13 protein-coding genes and 1 riboswitch are annotated in these 15,517 nt (G+C 67.9%); of the genes, 7 read left to right on the forward strand and 6 right to left on the reverse strand.

What is annotated here, in order from left to right; translation table 11 throughout:
* Positions 1-9: 9 nt before the first annotated feature.
* From AC07S4_RS05880 to AC07S4_RS05890, 3 genes are read left to right on the forward strand one after another with little or no spacing between them, the layout of a single operon-like run.
* Entirely contained in the window at positions 10-2,199 is a 2,190-nt protein-coding gene (locus AC07S4_RS05880) for an FUSC family protein (RefSeq protein WP_494985753.1), read from the forward strand.
* Positions 2,189-2,389 (forward strand): DUF1656 domain-containing protein, encoded by a 201-nt coding sequence (locus AC07S4_RS05885; RefSeq protein ID WP_161071764.1) that lies wholly within the window; start codon positions 2,189-2,191, stop codon positions 2,387-2,389. Before AC07S4_RS05880 ends, AC07S4_RS05885 begins: the two co-directional genes overlap by 11 nt.
* A 13-nt stretch (positions 2,390-2,402) precedes the next feature.
* Complete coding sequence (locus AC07S4_RS05890) at positions 2,403-3,284, forward strand: efflux RND transporter periplasmic adaptor subunit (RefSeq protein ID WP_494985754.1); 882 nt, start codon at positions 2,403-2,405, stop codon at positions 3,282-3,284.
* A gap of 30 nt (positions 3,285-3,314) precedes the next feature.
* Here AC07S4_RS05890 and AC07S4_RS05895 read toward each other — a convergent pair whose 3' ends face one another.
* The 3 genes from AC07S4_RS05895 to AC07S4_RS05905 form a co-directional block, all read right to left on the reverse strand.
* Positions 3,315-3,620 (reverse strand): hypothetical protein, encoded by a 306-nt coding sequence (locus AC07S4_RS05895; RefSeq protein ID WP_494985755.1) that lies wholly within the window; start codon positions 3,618-3,620, stop codon positions 3,315-3,317.
* A 12-nt stretch (positions 3,621-3,632) separates the two neighbouring features.
* Positions 3,633-4,283: a thiol:disulfide interchange protein DsbA/DsbL gene (locus AC07S4_RS05900; protein WP_494985756.1), complete on the reverse strand. Its 651-nt coding sequence runs from the start codon at positions 4,281-4,283 to the stop codon at positions 3,633-3,635.
* A gap of 131 nt (positions 4,284-4,414) precedes the next feature.
* Positions 4,415-6,403, reverse strand: a complete 1,989-nt coding sequence (locus AC07S4_RS05905; RefSeq protein WP_494985757.1) for a TonB-dependent receptor — start codon at positions 6,401-6,403, stop codon at positions 4,415-4,417.
* Between the two features lie 67 nt (positions 6,404-6,470).
* Positions 6,471-6,724: riboswitch (cobalamin riboswitch) on the reverse strand.
* A 62-nt stretch (positions 6,725-6,786) separates the two neighbouring features.
* On the opposite strand from AC07S4_RS05905, the gene AC07S4_RS05910 reads away from it, so the two are divergent.
* The 3 genes from AC07S4_RS05910 to AC07S4_RS05920 all read left to right on the forward strand — a co-directional run bounded on the left by AC07S4_RS05910 (position 6,787) and on the right by AC07S4_RS05920 (position 10,734).
* The gene (locus AC07S4_RS05910; RefSeq protein ID WP_494985758.1) at positions 6,787-8,994 is read left to right on the forward strand and encodes a M1 family metallopeptidase; all 2,208 of its coding nucleotides are present in this window, start codon (positions 6,787-6,789) and stop codon (positions 8,992-8,994) included.
* Positions 8,991-9,848, forward strand: a complete 858-nt coding sequence (locus AC07S4_RS05915) for a hypothetical protein (RefSeq protein WP_494985759.1) — start codon at positions 8,991-8,993, stop codon at positions 9,846-9,848. The genes AC07S4_RS05910 and AC07S4_RS05915 overlap by 4 nt, the downstream gene beginning before the upstream one ends.
* A 79-nt stretch (positions 9,849-9,927) precedes the next feature.
* Positions 9,928-10,734, forward strand: a complete 807-nt coding sequence (locus AC07S4_RS05920) for a DODA-type extradiol aromatic ring-opening family dioxygenase (protein ID WP_494985760.1) — start codon at positions 9,928-9,930, stop codon at positions 10,732-10,734.
* A gap of 31 nt (positions 10,735-10,765) precedes the next feature.
* Here the strand turns inward: AC07S4_RS05920 and AC07S4_RS05925 are convergent, their stop codons facing one another.
* The 3 genes from AC07S4_RS05925 to ylqF all read right to left on the reverse strand — a co-directional run bounded on the left by AC07S4_RS05925 (position 10,766) and on the right by ylqF (position 13,336).
* Positions 10,766-11,212, reverse strand: a complete 447-nt coding sequence (locus AC07S4_RS05925; protein ID WP_494985761.1) for a hypothetical protein — start codon at positions 11,210-11,212, stop codon at positions 10,766-10,768.
* A gap of 118 nt (positions 11,213-11,330) precedes the next feature.
* A complete protein-coding gene (locus AC07S4_RS05930) occupies positions 11,331-12,296 on the reverse strand; it encodes an AraC family transcriptional regulator (RefSeq protein WP_494985762.1) in 966 nt (321 codons plus the stop codon).
* Between the two features lie 89 nt (positions 12,297-12,385).
* Entirely contained in the window at positions 12,386-13,336 is a 951-nt protein-coding gene (gene ylqF / locus AC07S4_RS05935; protein WP_494985763.1) for a ribosome biogenesis GTPase YlqF, read from the reverse strand.
* A 160-nt stretch (positions 13,337-13,496) separates the two neighbouring features.
* Here ylqF and AC07S4_RS05940 point away from each other — a divergent pair, with 160 nt between their 5' ends.
* On the forward strand, positions 13,497-15,479 hold the full coding sequence (locus tag AC07S4_RS05940; RefSeq protein WP_494985764.1) for an OPT family oligopeptide transporter: 1,983 nt from the start codon (positions 13,497-13,499) through the stop codon (positions 15,477-15,479).
* The last annotated feature ends 38 nt before the right edge of the window (positions 15,480-15,517 follow it).

The following is a 15,517-nucleotide window of genomic DNA, read 5'->3' on the forward strand; positions in this document are numbered from 1 at the left end:
CCTGAAAAAATGACCCCGGACCCAGCCCCCTACACACATCAACACAGCAAGGCGTGGCTGGCCGGAGCGGCCGGTGTCGTCAGGGGCTGGACCGGAACCGAAGGCGAACGCTGGATCTTCGTCGCCAAGACGCTGCTGGCGGCCTTCACCGCGCTGTGGCTGGCCTTCCGCCTGGGCCTCGATTCGCCCAACACGGCCATGACCACCACCTTCATCCTCGCCCTGCCCAGCAGCGGCATGGTGCTGGAAAAGGCCTTTTACCGCCTGCTGGGCACCCTGGTGGGCTGCAGCAGCGCCCTGCTGCTGACGGCGCTGTTCCCGCAGCAGGCGCCGCTGATGTTCCTGGGCCTGGCGCTGTGGATCGCGGCCTGCACCTGCGGCGCGGCCATGTACCGCAACCAGCAATCCTACAGCTTCGTGCTGGCCGGCTACACCGCCGCCATGATCGCCATCCCCGCGCTGGACCACCCGGCCGGCGCCTTCGCGCTGGCCGTCACGCGCGTGGTGGAAGTGAGCCTGGGCGTGATCTGCGCCACCGTGGTGCACGACGCGCTGTTCCCGCGCCACCAGAGCGCGCAGGTCATGCGCACCGTGCAGGCGCGCTACCTGCGCTTCCTGGCCTTCTGCCGCGAGGTGCTGGAACACAAGGCGCCGCCGGCAGAAACCGAACTGGCGCACCTGCGCTTTGCGGCCGACATCGCCGCGCTGGAATCGGGCCGCGCCGCCGCCTTTTTCGAAGCGGCCCACGCCCGCGCCCACACCCGCCAGTTGCACGCCTTCAACAGCGCCTTCATGGCCGCGCTGACCACCTTCTACACACTGCACCGCCTGGCGCACCGCCTGCGCCAGGACGCAGCCTCGCCGGTGCCGGCCCTGATCGAGCCGCCGCTGGCGCGGCTGGCCGCGGCGCTGGCGCAAGGCGAGGCGCTGCAAGGCGCGGCGCTGGCCGGCCTGCAAACCGAGCTGGCCGCCGCCATCGCCGCCGCGCGCGCGCAGGCGCAGCTGCAGGTGTATGTAGATGCGGACGACGGCAAGCCCGCCTCGCCGCACCGCATCGACTTCGAAACCGCCATCGAGCTGCTGGAGCGCTTCGCGCGCCAGTTCGGCGACTTCGCCGCCACCTACCACGGCCTGGCGCAGCGCAAGCGCACGCAGGCCAGCGAGCCGCAGGCTTACACGCCGAAGACGCCGCCCGCCATCGTGCTGGCCAGCGGCTTCCGCGCCGCCACCGCCCTGCTCACCGTGGCCGGCGTGTGGTACTGGATGGCCTGGCCCTACGCCGTCAACGCGGTGCTGATGACGTCCATCTTCTGCGCGCTGGCCTCGTCCTCGCCGCGCCCCACCGCCATGATCAAGCAGGTCATGACGGGCTTCCTGATCGCCTGGCCGCTGTCCTTCCTCACCGAGTACTTCCTGGTCATGCCGGCCAGCGGCTACCCCATGCTGGTGCTGGCCGCCGCGCCGCTGTTCGCGGCCGGCGCCTACCTGACCACCGATCCCAAACGCGCCGGCATCGGCATCGGCATGACCTTGTTCAGCGCGCAGGTGATCGCGCCGCTCAACCTGGCCCACTACGACGTCGCCGCCTTCCTCAACACCACGCTGGCCATGCCGCTGGGCGTGGCGCTGGCCTGGGCCATCTTCGCCGTGGTGCTGCCCGAGCACACCATGGGCCAGAAAGACCACGTGGCCGCCGCGCTGTGGCGCGAGGCGCTGGCCGCCAGCACCGCGCCGCAGCATGCCTGGCGGCCCTGGTCCGCGCTGCGCCACCGCTTCGACAACCGCGTGCGCGACCTGCTCAGCCAGCTCAACGCCGCCTCCGGCCCCGCCCCCGGCGAGGACGCGCGCGCCGTAGTGCGCCAAGGCCTGACCTTGCTGGAACTGGGCCACTCGGTGCTGGAGCTGCGCGCGCTGATCGCCGAATCCGGCCGCAGCGAAGCGCGGCGCGCGCTGCAGGACTGCGTGTCCGCCCTGGCGGCCTACTTCCGTTCGCCCACGCAGGAGCGCTGCGGCACGGCCGTCGGCGCGGTACTGCGCGCAGGCGCCGCCGTGCGCCTGGCGCTGCCCGAAGCCGCCGCGCCGGAGCGCGCCGCGCGCCTGCGCACCGCCCTCACCGACCTGCATTCCATTTACACCTGCCTGCTGGACCAATTGCTGACAAGCAGCAGCGCCAGCCCCGGAGCCCGCCATGCCTCGTGAACTCGCCGTGTTCGGCATCCTGATCCCCACCCTGCTGCCGATTTTCCTGGCCAGCCTGCTGCTGCAAGGCGCGCTGGACTGGGTGCTGGGCCACGCCGGCCTGTACCGCCGCGCATGGCACCCGGCGCTGGTGCGCCTGTGCCTGCTGGTCTGCATCTTCAGCGCCCTCACGCTGGTCCTCTATTCCTAAAATGCCATCAACTATGACTGCCAAAATACTCCGCTTCGTTATCACCGCCCTGCTGCTGTGCGGCGCCCTGTGGCTGGGCAAATCCGCCTGGGACCGCTACATGGAATCGGCCTGGACGCGCGACGGCCGCATCAAGGCCGACGTCGTCAACATCAGCGCCGACGTGGCCGGCACCGTCACCGAGGTGCTGGTGAAGGACAACCAGCTGGTGCAGAAAGGCGACGTGCTGTTCGTCATCGACAAGGCGCGCTACGGCGCCGCGCTGGCGCAGGCGAACGCGCTGCTGGCGGGCCAGCAGGTGGAGCGCGGCCGCCGCAGCAAGGAAGCGCAGCGCCGCGCGGCGCTGGACGACGCCGTCATCTCGGCCGAGAACCGCGAGAGCGCGGGCTACGCGGCGGACAGCGCCGGCGCCCAGCTGCGCGCCGTGCAGGCCGCGCGCGAACTGGCGCAGCTGAACCTGGAACGCACGGTGGTGCGCGCGCCGGTGTCCGGCTATGTGACCAACCTGAATGTGCACGCGGGCGACTTCGCGGCGGTGGGCGCGGCCAAGCTGGCCATTATCGACAGCGGGTCCTATTACGCGGTGGGCTATTTCGAGGAGACCAAGCTGCCGCTGCTGAAGGCCGGCGCGCCGGTGGACCTGAGCCTGATGGGCGGCGAGGCGCTGCTGCACGGCCACATCGACAGCATCGCGCGCGGCATCACCGACCGCGACGCGGGCACCGGCCGCGAGCTGCTGGCCGACGTCAACCCCACCTTCAACTGGGTGCGCCTGGCGCAGCGCGTACCGGTGCGCATACGGCTCGACGATATACCCAAGGATGTGACGCTGGTGGCAGGCACCACCTGCACGGTCAGCCTGCGTGGCGGCTTACGGGCCAAACCGGCCGCGTAATAAAAAAACCCGCCGCAGCGGGTTTTCGTATCAAGGCTTGGTGTGCATGAGCGCGTAGCCCACGTGCTCCCACCAGTGCTCCCTGGTGTGCACCGTCTTCATGCACGCCATATCGGTTTCACCCTTGAACATGCGGTCCTCGCACTTCTTGCCTGCGTAGGCGTTGCGCTGGTTCTCGGCATTGGCCAGCGCTATCATCAGCCACACCGAAAACGCAATCACGATCAGCAGCAAGCTCCATGCAACATGGTTCACATAGGTGCGCCAGAACAGCTTGCTCTCGTCCGGCGCGGACTCGCGGTAGATCGCCATCACTTCTTTTTCAGTATCGCTCATGATTGTTCTGCTTTATTTCTTGGCGGCCTTGGCCACCAGATAGTCCATCACCTGCAGAGTGGCCTGCTGCGAAGCCTGCTCCGCCATGCCCGGACGGCCGGCCTGCGACGGCGAGGTCACGAAACGGCCGTCAACCACGATGGTAGGCGCACTGTCCACCTTGTAGGCGGTGACCACCTGGGCCGCACGCTTCATTTTAGTCTGTACGGCGAAGGAATTAAAGAACTCCAGGTATTTCGCCTTGTCGATGCCGTTCTTGACCAGGAAATCGGTCATGGCGTCGTCCTTGTTGAGGCGGTTGCGCTCAACGTGGATGGCGCGGAAGATCTTGTTGTGGAACTCTTCCAGCTTGCCCATCGCTTCCAGCGTCAGATAGGCATGGGCCTGGGCGTCGTTCGGGCCGCCGGCCGGGAAGTGCACGCGGCGGAAGGCGATCTTGTCGCCCTGCTGCTTCACCCACTCGTGCAGCGCCGGTTCGAAGGCGTTGCAGTGCGGGCAGGAATACATGAAGAACTCGATAACTTCCACTTTCTTGCCGGTGTCGGTGCGCACCGGGGAAGCCAGCGTGGTGAAGTCCACGCCTTCCTTCGGCTCAGCGGCGGAGGCGCCGGCTGCGGTGAAAGACAGGGCGGCGGCGGCAATAATCAGGCGCAGGAAACGCATAATGATCCTTCTGGGAATATGAGTGGAGAACGGTGAGACGCCGCGAGATTACCATTTTTTCGCGTCCGCCATCAGGCCGGACAGCAAAAATCCCCGGCCAGCGGGGATTTTAAGCCTGATTTAAGCGCGCATCAGAACTCGTAGCGCGCCGACAGCTTGATCTGGCGCCCGTCCGAACTGTAGATGCCGCCTCGGCACTGGAAGGCCATGCCGTAGTACTGCTTGTCGGCCAGGTTCAGGCCGGCGACAGCCACTTCCCAGGCGCCGAACTTGCGCGCATAGCGGGCGTCCAGCGTGGTGTAGGACGGAATGCGCGCGCTGCAGCTGTTGGTGAAGTCGGAGCCGAAGCGCTGGCTGTCCACCCACTGCGCGCCGATGTCGGCGGTCTGGCCGTCGGCCGGGGTCCAGGTCAGGCGCGCGCTCAGCACGTTCTTCGGCACCAGCACCATTTCGCGGCCGGCGACGGCGCCTTCGGTGAAGGTGGCCTTCACGCGCTGGTAGTGGCCGCTCAGCGTCCAGTCGCGCGCCAGCTCGGCGCTCGCGTCCACCTCGAAGCCCTGGCGCTTGGTCGGCGCCAGGTTGGTGTTGGCGCCAAAGCCGAACGCGCCGGCGGTCGGATCGTAATAGATCTCGTTGCGCAGCTCGTGGCGGAACACGCGCGCGGCCAGCTTGGCGCCGCCGTCGGTGTAGCTGGTGCCCAGCTCCAGGTCGTGCGAGGTCTGCGGCTGCAGCACGGTGTTGGGCACCAGCGTGTAGCCGTTTTCATCGGCGTTGGCCACGCGGTAGCTGTGGCCGGCCTTCGCGTGCAGCGTGGCTTTCGACGACAGCGCATAGCTGCCCTGCACGTCCCACGCGTTCACGCCCTGGGTCACGCCGTAGTTGGCGGTGGACCACGGCGACGGATCGGCGTTGGTCTTCTCGAACAGCTCGCGGCGCACGCCTGCGGCCAGGCGGAAGGCCTCCCACTTGACTTCGTCGCGCAGGTACAGCGCCTTGGATTTCTGCGTGGCCTTGCTTGGGCTGGAGCCCTTCTGCTCGCGGGTCCAGTCGATGAAGTCCACGCCCGCCACCGCTTCGTTCAGCACGCCGCCGAACTGGTCCAGCTTGCGCACGCGCGGCGAGAACTGGGTCTGCTTGCTTTCGTAGTCCAGCACGGAGGACGTGGTGCCGTAGAAGTAAGTCGCTTCCAGTTCCTTGCGGCGGTGCGACAGCTCGGCGGCCAGGTCGTAGCCCGCCAGCTTGGCTTCGACGAAGGCGGTGAAGCGGTCGCTGTCGAGCGCACCGAAGTCCTTGGGCGTGGCGGCCTGGCGCGGGTTGGCGTCGAACTGGGCCTGGCTCAGCGAGCCGGCGAAGCGCGAGTCCTGGCGGGTGCTCGACAGGCGCACGCCGGCGCGGCCGCCGATAAAGCCCAGTTGCGCGCCGGCGTTCACGCTGCGCGATTTGAAGGCGTTGTTGTCGCGGTAGTTGTCGGTGTCGAGCGCGCCGCCGGACAGGTCGAAAGCCCAGTCGCCGGCGCTGTGGTTCAGCGCCGCGCGGCCTTCGCGCAGGCCGAGCTGGCCCGCTTCGGCGTACACGCTGCCGTGCGTGCCGGCGTTGCGCGCGCCGGGGCGCTTGGTGATGATCTGGATCACGCCGCCGGTGGCGCCGTCGCCGAACAGCACGCTGCTGCCGCCGCGCGTGATCTCGATGCGCTCAACCGAATCGACCGGGATGGTGGACAGGATGGCCGAGCTCAGTTCGTTCTCGGACAGGCGCACGCCGTCCAGCAGCACCACCATATTCTGGCTGCTGTTGGTGCCGAAGCCGCGCAGGTCCAGCGCGAAGTCCGGGCTGCCGTCCAGGCTCTGGTGGCCCAGCACGCCGCCGATCTTGCGGATGGCCTGGTTCACGTCGCTCACGCCGGCGCGGCGGATTTCGGCCGCGCTGATGACGGTGGCGCCGATGGGCAGCAGCGACGGATCGCTGTCGAAGCGCGCGCCGGTCACCACAACCGAAGCAAGCACATCGCCGGCGATCCGGGTTTGCGCAGAAACTGTAAACGAAGCGGCGGAGAAGCACAGCGCCACGGCAAGCGCCAGCGGCGACGAGGCCGGCGCGCGGCAGGAATTCGAGAAGGTCATGTTGTACTTTTATGCGTAGTGAGCATCCGCCTGCGTCCCCGCAGGCCGGATTCAACGAAAGGCTTTCAGCGCTTTCACCTGTTTGGCCGGTATCCGGGCTGGCAAGACGGGACGGGATCACCTTCCGGCGCGGGACTGGCCTGCGCAGTGGTTGTCGATCCAGCCTGCCGCGCATGTACTGCAGGAGCGCGGCGCTTGCGTACCGTTGCGGGGGCAGCACACCTTGGCCGCCGCGCTGCAAAAAAGCGCCGGCTGCCTTGTGTTTCCCGTTTAACTGCGTCCAAGGGCATGGACGCGGGCACCAAAACGCCGCCATTATACTCCCGGCCCCCAGGCGGATGATTTCGTTGGCAAATAATTACGTGCTTCGTTATAGTGGCGCCATGAACCCACACTCCTACCGCAAGCTCGCCGCCGTCCTCGCCGCCACGGCCGCCGCCGCCACGCTGGCCGCGCTGGCGCTGGCGCAAGTCCAGGTCATCGCCATCCCCGAACCCTACACGGACACCGGCATCCCCTTCGCGCCCGCGCAGGCCGCCGCCGTGGCCGCGCCCAGCGCGCCGGACGCCTGGGGCGGCCCGCGCACCGGCAGCGAAGCCACGCTGTCCGACCGCGTGGTGGACTACAAGATCGACGCCACGCTGGACCCGGACAAGCACACGGTGGACGGCAAGCAGCAGCTCACCTGGCGCAACCGCAGCGCGCATCCGGTGCGCACGGTCTACCTGCACCTCTACCTGAACGCCTTCGAACATGCGGGCACCACCTTCTTCACCGAGCACCGCGCCCGAGGCGGCGGCGTCTTCAGCCGCGATCCCAAGGACGGCGAATGGGGCCATATCGACCTGCGCAGCGTGACCCAAGGCGGCGCCAAAGTGGAACAGTCCTTCGTGCAGCCGGACGGCGGCCCGGCCGGCGACCGCACCGTGGTGCGGCTGGACCTGCCGCAGGCTGTGCAGGCCGGCGCCACCACCACGCTGGACATCGGCTTCCACAGCCAGCTGCCACGGCTGCTGGCGCGCAGCGGCTACTTCGGCAGCTTCCACCTGGTGGCGCAATGGTTCCCCAAGATAGGCGTGCTGGAACTGGCGGGCGAGCGCGGCGCCACCAGGCCGCGCTGGAACGTGCACGAATACCACGCCGAAGCCGAGTTCTACGCGGACTTCGGCAGCTACGACGTGAAGCTCACCGCGCCCAAGGACTACACGGTAGGCGCCACCGGCGAACTGCAAGGCGCACCGGTGGAAAAGAACGGCATGCTCACGCACCACTACGTGCAAGGCGACGTGCACGATTTCGCCTGGACCGCCGACAAGCGCTATGCGCCGCCGCTGACGGGCAGCTGGAGCGGTGAGGGCAGCCCGCCGGTCAGCATCAAGGTGCTCTACATGCCGGAGTTCGCGGCCAGCGCCGCGCCCTCGCTCAAGGCCGCGCAGGATGCGCTCACCTACTACTCCAAGACGCTGGGCCCCTACCCCTACAAGACGCTGACCGTGGTGCTGCCGCCGCATAACGCAGGCGAGGCGGCGGGCATGGAGTACCCGACCTTCTACACCGCCGACAGCTACGCCACGGTGGACCCGAAATCGCGCCAGGAATTCGAACTGGACCTGGTCAACATCCACGAATTCGGGCACGGCTACTTCTACGGCATCCTGGCCTCCAACGAGTTCGAGGAGCCGATGCTGGACGAAGGCCTGAACGAATACTGGAATATGCGCATGGCGCGCGAACGCGGGCAGCTGCTGCACCCGGCGCCGCGCTGGCTGCGCGCCATCGGCGTGTCGCCGGGTTTTGACGGCTTCCACTTTGAACTGGGCGGCGCGGTGCGCGAGAACCCGGCCGACCCCGCCGGACAGAACGCCTACACGCGCCTGCAAGGCATAGGCCCGGCCTACAACCGCAGCGCCACCATCTTCCACGACCTGGAAGCGCAGCTGGGCAAGCAGGCCACCGAGCAGGCCTTCAAGGAATACTACCAGCGCTGGCGCTTCCGCCACCCCAGCACCGCCGACCTGCGCGAAGCGCTGGCCCAGGCCAGCGGCCAGCGCGCGCTGGTGGAGCGCGTGTTCGCGCAGCAGGTCTACCGCACCGGCAAGGTGGACGACCGCGTGCAGTCCATCAGCAGCGAAGAAGTGCTGCCGCAGCCGGGCAGCCGCATCGTCAACGGCAAGCGCGTGGAGCTGACCCAGGACCAGGTGGACAAGCAGATCGACGATGCGCGCGAAAAATGGGACAAAGCCCACCCCGACGCCAAGCACGGCGCAGGCCCCTACCCCTACCGCACCGAAGTGGTGGTGCGCCGGCGCGGCGAAGCCGTGCCGCAGACGCTGCTGGTGCGCTTTGCCGACGGCAGCAGCGAAACCGTCAAATGGGACCCGCAGAACGGCGAACGCTGGGAGCGTTTCGTGTGGCAGAAGCCGGTGAAAGCCGTATCGGCCGAACTCGACCCCGAACGCAAGCACCTGCTCGACACCAACAAGCTCGACGACAGCCGCACCGTCAAGGCCGACGGCAGCGCCGCGCGCCGCTGGACCTTCGACCTGGCCGCGCTCGCGCAAGCCATCCTGACCCTGATTGCAAGCATATGAAACTGACCGACACCTGTTTGCGCGCCGCCCGCGCCGCGCTGCAATGGCGCCTGCTGGCGCTGTGGACCATCGCCCTGCTGGTGCCCACGCTGGCGCTGGCGCTGCCGTTCTGGCTGCAGTTCGGCGCCGCCTTCAACCACTCCGTGCACGCGGCCGAACTGGCGCAGCGGCTGGACCTGTCCAACATCGCCGACCTGATGGGCGAGATGACGCGCAACCCGGCCGCGATCCAGCTGGGCGCGGGCACGGCGCTGGTGCTCACGCTGCTGCTGTCGCCGCTGCTGACGGGCGCGGTCGCCACCGCCGCCCGCCACGACGGCAAGCCGGCCCTGCGCCACCTGTTCGCCGGCGCCGTGGCCGAATACCCGCGCATGTTCCGCATGCTGCTGTGGGCCGTGGTGCCGCTGGGCGCCGCCATCGGCATCGCCAGCGGACTGCAAAGCCTGGCCGACAGCGGCGCCGACAAGGCCATCACCCCAAGCGAAGGCCAATACCTGCGCGGCGCCGCCGGCATACTCACCGCCCTGCTGATCGCGCTGGCCCTGGCTACGCTGGACGCAGGCCGCGCCGTGCTGGCCTCGGACCGGCGCCGCCGCTCCGCCGTCGTCGCCTGGTGGCACGGCCTGCGCCTGCTCGCGCGCAGCCCGGGGGCCATGCTGGGCAGCTACGCCGCCATCAGCCTGCTGGGCCTGGCCGTGGCCGCCGTGCTGGGCCTGGGCCGCATCCACCTGCCCACAGCCGGAACGATGGGCTGGCTGGCCGCCCTGCTGCTGACGCAGCTTATCGCCGTCATCCTGGCCTGGACGCGCGGCGCGCGGCTGTTCGCGCTCATCGGGATTGTTCACAAATCCTGAACGATCCAATCACAAAGACACGATTGATGAACCAGGAGTGCGGGACTATAGTAAGTGCATCGAAAACCAGGAGCACTCCATGTCCAGCACTGCACTCCCCACCTACTTCCTGTCCCACGGCGGCGGCCCCTGGCCGTGGATGCTCGCCCACTACGGCAACCGCTACGACGCGCTGAAAGCGTCGCTGGAAGACATTCCGCGCCAGCTTGGCGGCGTCAAGCCCAAAGCCGTGCTGGTGGTGACGGCGCACTGGGAGGCGAGCGAGCTGCGCATCTCGGCCAGCCCGAAACCGCCTATGATTTACGACTACGGCGGCTTCCCCGACTACACCTACGACATCCAGTACAGCGCCCCCGGCTCGCCGGAAGTGGCCGAACGCGTGCAGCAGCTGCTGAACGGCGCCGGCATCGCCGCCCACCTCGACCCGCTGCGCGGCTTCGACCACGGCACCTTCTCGGCCATGCAGCCCATCTATCCGGCGGCGGACGTGCCCATCGTGCAGCTGTCGCTGAAACAGGGGCTGGACCCGGCGCAGCACATCGCCATCGGCCGCGCTTTGGCGCCGCTGCGGGAGGAAGGCGTGCTGATCATCGGCAGCGGCCTGAGCTACCATAATCTGCGCCAGTTCGGCGCGGCGGGCGCGGAAGCGTCGCACCAGTTCGACGCCTGGCTGCGCGACTCGATGGCGCTGGCGCCGGCCGAGCGCGAAGCGCGGCTGCTGGCCTGGGAAAGCGCCCCGGCCGCGCGGGCGGCGCACCCGCGCGAAGAGCACCTGCTGCCGCTGATGGTCGCCCACGGCGCCGCAACGGCCGACGCCGCCGCCAGCGTCTACCACGAAGACAGCTTCATGGGCGCCCTCGCCGTCTCCAGCTTCCGCTTCGGCTAAGAAAATTGACCAACCCCAAAAAGGGGGCTGTCTATTTGTAGACGATTTCCTGCATCAGCTTTTCGCCGACGATGTCGCGCACTTCGGTGCGCTTGATCATGGTTTTGACCTGGGCGTCCTGCGAGCCCACCACTTTGCTCATGATGGCGTCGTATTTGTCCGACAAGCCGTCCAGGGCGGCAAAATTCTTGAATTCGGTCATCAGGACAATGTTGAAGTCGCTATTACCGAAGGCGTCGCCGCTCAGCATTTTTTCGGACAGCACCAGCCCTTGCTTGCGCGCTTCTTCGTATATCTTTTTGCGCATCGGCAGCAGTTCCCCCATATACGTGTCGAACATGCCCGGCTTGACTTTGATGAAGCTGATTTGCCACACGGTGCCGTCCTTGTACGGCTTGTCTTGGGCCTGGGCCGGCGGCGCGCTGAAGATGAACAGGCTCAGCAACAGGGGAAGCAGGAATTTGACACGATTCATCATGGCGTTCTCCAGTAGGGTTGGGGGCATTGCCGCGCCACTTTGCCATGCGCCGGCCGCATCCGCATCGCACTGCGCGCCGCGCGGGGCCGCATTGCGCGCCAGCCGCGCCGGCTTGCCCTCAGGCCTGCGGGCCGCTGCGGTATTCGGTGGCGGTCATGCCCGCCTCGGCCTTGAAGGCGCGGTAGAAGGTGGCCAGCGAGTCGAAGCCGCAGGCGAAGGCGATGCTGGTGATGGTGTGCTGCGGGCAGCTGCGTATCAGGTGCTGGGCGCGCAGCACGCGCAGCCGCCGGATCTCGGCGCTGACGCTGGCGCCGCCCTGCTCGAACAGGCGATGCAGCTGGCGCGGCGAGACGCCGACGCTGCTGGCGATGGCGCCCGGCGACAGGGCCGGCGATTCCAGGTGGGCTTCGATGTGGCGCAGCGCGTCGCGCCGCCGTTGGGCCGACAGCGCCGCCGCCAGCCGCTCCGGCTCGGCGCCGGCGCCGCCCACGCATGCGGCCAGCAGCTGATCCAGCGCGCGCAGCGCGGCGGCGGCAGAGTCGACGTCCAGCGTAGGCAGCTCGGTGCATAGCATGGCCACGTAGGACGACAGCACCTGGCCCAGCGAGGCGTGCGGCGCCACCATCTGGAAGCCGCCGCGCCGGATGCCGTCGCCGGCGAAGGCGAACAGGTGGCTGGGCACGCTCAGCACCGAGAAGCGCCAGTCCTGGCCGCGCGCGGCGGCGGCCTGGTAGGCGGCGTTCTGGCTGCCCACCACCACCGCGCCGGCCGTGGTGATGAATTCCTCGCCCCGGCCGTTGCGGAACCAGCTGCCGCCTTGCTTGATCAGGTAGACCAGGAAATGGTCGCCGCCGGCCGCATCGGCCCGCGCCCGCGTGCGCTCGACCCGGCTGAAGGTGGTGTGCACGTCCACCACGCCCGCCTGCGCGTGGCGGGCGATGCGGATGTCGGCCGCCACCGAGTTGGCCTCGGCGCCGCCGAAATCGACTTCCAGGTTGAACAGGGAATAGGCCGTGTCGCGCACCAGCGCCAGCCGCTTGCCGGGCCGCAGGGCGTCAGTCGAGATGCGCGCTTCGGTGACCATGGTTAGGGGACACGCTGGCCTGGATGAGTGATATCAAGATGATAACACGCAGCATCCGGGGAAGATGTTGTATTTTTGGCGCAGCCCTATCAGGTGCCGCGCTTGCCCTTCATGCGCTCGGCTTCCTTGGCGGCGGCTTTGGCGGCGGCCAGTTCGGCTTTCACGCGCTGCTCTTCGGCGAACGCGGCCAGGGCGGCGGCGCGGGTGGCTGGCGTCTCGAGCGAGATGCGGCCCAGCACGCCGCTGCGGTAGTCCTGCAGGAAGATGTGGGCCGCTTTTTCGTAGTCGTAGTCGCCGCCCTTGAGGCGGTAGCCGCGCTTGGCGGCGATGCCTTCCACCACGGCGATGGCGTCCATGGTGTCGATGTCCTTGTAGCCGTAGCGCGTGGCCAGCAGCTCGGGGTAGCGGCGCAGCATTTCGCCGGCCAGGTATTCGGCCACTTCTTCTTCGATCAGCGCGTTGGAGCCGATGGCGTGGCTGGCGGCCAGCATCAGGCCGTCGCTCGGCATGGCGATCTTGGGCCACAGCATGCCGGGGGTGTCCACCAGCACGGTGTTTTTATCCAGGTAAAGCTTCTGCTGCACCTTGGTCACGGCCGGCTCGTCGCCCACCTTGGCCACGCGCTTTTTCAGCAGCGCGTTCATCAAGGTCGATTTGCCGACGTTGGGGATGCCCATGATCATGATGCGCAGCGGCTTGGTCGGCACGCCGCGGTGCGGCGCCAGCGACTTGGCCAGGTCCGGAATGCGCGCCACGTCGCCCGGCTTCTTGGTCGTCATGGCGAACGCCGTCACGCCTTCCTGCTTGTTGTAATACTCCACCCACGCAGCCGTGGCGGCCGGGTCGGCCAGGTCGATCTTGTTGAGGATCTTCAGGCAGGGCCGCTGGCGGAACAGGCGCAGCTCTTCCACCATGGGGTTGCAGCTGGCTTCGGGCAGGCGCGCGTCGACCACCTCGATCACCAGATCGGTGTTCTCCATCTGTTCGGCCGCCTTCTTCTTGGCGGCGTTCATATGCCCCGGATACCATTGAATTGCCATGTCTTGCCTTCTGCTGCGTGCGTGTAATCCGCTATTTTACCTGCTCCGGCCTCCGCTGCCTCCCTTGCTGCATCCTGGCTGTATCCGTTTGCGCGAAGGTCGGCTATTATGGGGCACAAATTTTTTTCCTTTTTACAAACATTCCAGGGAGTCGTGCAAGATGACTAAAGCTTCCCCATCCATGCCAGGCGAAATTACTGTCCGTGGCGTGATCCTGGGTATCCTGATCACGCTGGTGTTCACGGCGGCGCAGGTCTATCTGGGCCTGAAAGTGGGCCTGACCTTCGCCACGTCGATCCCGGCGGCGGTGATTTCGATGGCGCTGCTGAGCGCGTTCAAGACCGCGACGATTCAAGAAAACAACATCGTGCAGACCATCGCCTCGGCCGCCGGCACGCTGGCCTCGGTGATCTTCGTGCTGCCGGGCCTGCTGATGATAGGCTGGTGGGCCAACGTGCCCTTCTGGCCAACCTTCGGCGCCTGCGCCATCGGCGGCGTGCTGGGCGTGATGTACACGGTGCCGCTGCGCCGCGCGCTGGTGTCGACCTCGGACCTGCCCTATCCGGAAGGGGTGGCCGCCGCCGAAGTGCTGAAAGTGGGCACCTCCTCGCGCGCCGGCGCCGCTGAAGGCAAGGCCGGCCTGATGGCCGTGATCCTGGGCAGCGTGGCCTCCGCGCTGTACGCGGCCGGCGCGGCCGTGAAGGTGATGGCCGGCGAAATGGCGGTCTATTTCCGCACCGGCAACGGCGCCACCGGCCTGGGCGCGTCCAGCTCGCTGGCCCTGATCGGCGCCGGCCACCTGATGGGCATCACCGTCGGCATCGCCATGCTGGCCGGCTTGGCCATCGCCTGGGGCATACTGGTGCCCATCCTGACCGCGGCCCAGCCCATGGCGGACCTGTCGGCGGCCGACTGGGCGCTGAAAGTATGGAAAACCGACGTGCGCATGATAGGCGCGGGCGCCATCGGCGCCGCCGCCATCGTGACCCTGGCCGGCCTGGCCAAACCCGTCATCGGCGGCCTGAAATCGGCCATGGCCGCCTCGCGCCACGCCAAGCAGAACGGCGGCGTGCTGCCGCGCACCGAGCAGGACCTGCCTATCTTTATCGTCGGCCTGGTGACCTTGATCGCCATGGTGCCGGCCGGCTGGCTGCTGGCCTCCTTCCTGCAGGGCGGCGTGCTGCAAAGCATAGCCCCGGCGCTGATCGCGGTCGGCGTGGCCTACATCCTGGTGGCCGGCATTTTCGCCGCCGCCGTGTGCGGCTACATGGCGGGCCTGATCGGCTCCTCGAACTCGCCGGTGTCCGGCATCGCCATCCTGACCGTGCTGGGCGCCGCCCTGTCGGTGGGCGCGGTGGGCAAGCACATCATGGGTCCTGAAGTGGCGCACGCGCTGATCGCCTTCGCGCTGTTCGTCACCACCGTGGTGCTGGCCGTGGCCGTGATCGGCAACGACAATCTGCAGGATCTGAAAACCGGCCAGCTGGTCGACGCCACGCCGTGGAAGCAGCAGGTTGCGCTGCTGATCGGCGTGTTCGCCGGTTCCTGCGTGGTGCCGCCGGTGCTGGAACTGCTGAACCGCGCCAACGGCTTTGCCGGCGCGCCCAATCTGCAAGCCATCTCCTCGCAGCCGCTGGCCGCGCCGCAGGCCACGCTGATCTCCACGCTGGCCAAGGGCGTCATCGGCGGCAACCTGCCGTGGCATTTGATCGGCTGGGGCGCCGCGCTGGGCCTGGGCCTGGTGGTGTTCAACTTCGTGCTGAAAAAAGCCTCGGGCAACAAGTACAGCCTGCCGCCGCTGGGCGTGGGCCTGGCGATCTACCTGCCGAGCGCCGTGACCGCGCCGGTGGTGGTGGGCGCCGTGGCCGGCTATCTGTTCGAACGCGCCGTGCACCACCAGACCTGGGGCGAAGTGGCCAAGCGCCTGGGCGTGCTGATCATGTCCGGCTTTATCGTCGGCGAAAGCCTGTTCAACGTGGCGCTGGCCGGCCTGATCGTGCTGTCCGGCGAAGGCGAGCCGCTGGCCATCGCCAACTCGCTGAGCGAGCACGCCACCATGGTGGTGTCGCTGGTGGTGGGCGCCGCCGTGGTGTCCGCCCTGTACCGCTGGTCCAGCACCAGCGCCAAGCGCGTCGGCGTCTAACGCCTCCAGTGTCTCGTATAAGCCGTAGGGCGGGTTGG

The sequence above is a fragment of the Pseudoduganella sp. GW821-FHT05F09 genome (assembly GCF_059419605.1).

Coding starts and splice junctions, on each gene's coding strand:
- AC07S4_RS05925 (WP_494985761.1), bottom strand. CDS start 11,212: ATGATGAATCGTGTCAAATTCCTGCTTCCCCTGTTGCTGAGCCTGTTC.
- ylqF (WP_494985763.1), bottom strand. CDS start 13,336: ATGGCAATTCAATGGTATCCGGGGCATATGAACGCCGCCAAGAAGAAG.
- AC07S4_RS05880 (WP_494985753.1), top strand. CDS start 10: ATGACCCCGGACCCAGCCCCCTACACACATCAACACAGCAAGGCGTGG.
- AC07S4_RS05930 (WP_494985762.1), bottom strand. CDS start 12,296: ATGGTCACCGAAGCGCGCATCTCGACTGACGCCCTGCGGCCCGGCAAG.
- AC07S4_RS05910 (WP_494985758.1), top strand. CDS start 6,787: ATGAACCCACACTCCTACCGCAAGCTCGCCGCCGTCCTCGCCGCCACG.
- AC07S4_RS05915 (WP_494985759.1), top strand. CDS start 8,991: ATGAAACTGACCGACACCTGTTTGCGCGCCGCCCGCGCCGCGCTGCAA.
- AC07S4_RS05885 (WP_161071764.1), top strand. CDS start 2,189: ATGCCTCGTGAACTCGCCGTGTTCGGCATCCTGATCCCCACCCTGCTG.
- AC07S4_RS05905 (WP_494985757.1), bottom strand. CDS start 6,403: ATGACCTTCTCGAATTCCTGCCGCGCGCCGGCCTCGTCGCCGCTGGCG.
- AC07S4_RS05920 (WP_494985760.1), top strand. CDS start 9,928: ATGTCCAGCACTGCACTCCCCACCTACTTCCTGTCCCACGGCGGCGGC.
- AC07S4_RS05895 (WP_494985755.1), bottom strand. CDS start 3,620: ATGAGCGATACTGAAAAAGAAGTGATGGCGATCTACCGCGAGTCCGCG.
- AC07S4_RS05940 (WP_494985764.1), top strand. CDS start 13,497: ATGACTAAAGCTTCCCCATCCATGCCAGGCGAAATTACTGTCCGTGGC.
- AC07S4_RS05890 (WP_494985754.1), top strand. CDS start 2,403: ATGACTGCCAAAATACTCCGCTTCGTTATCACCGCCCTGCTGCTGTGC.
- AC07S4_RS05900 (WP_494985756.1), bottom strand. CDS start 4,283: ATGCGTTTCCTGCGCCTGATTATTGCCGCCGCCGCCCTGTCTTTCACC.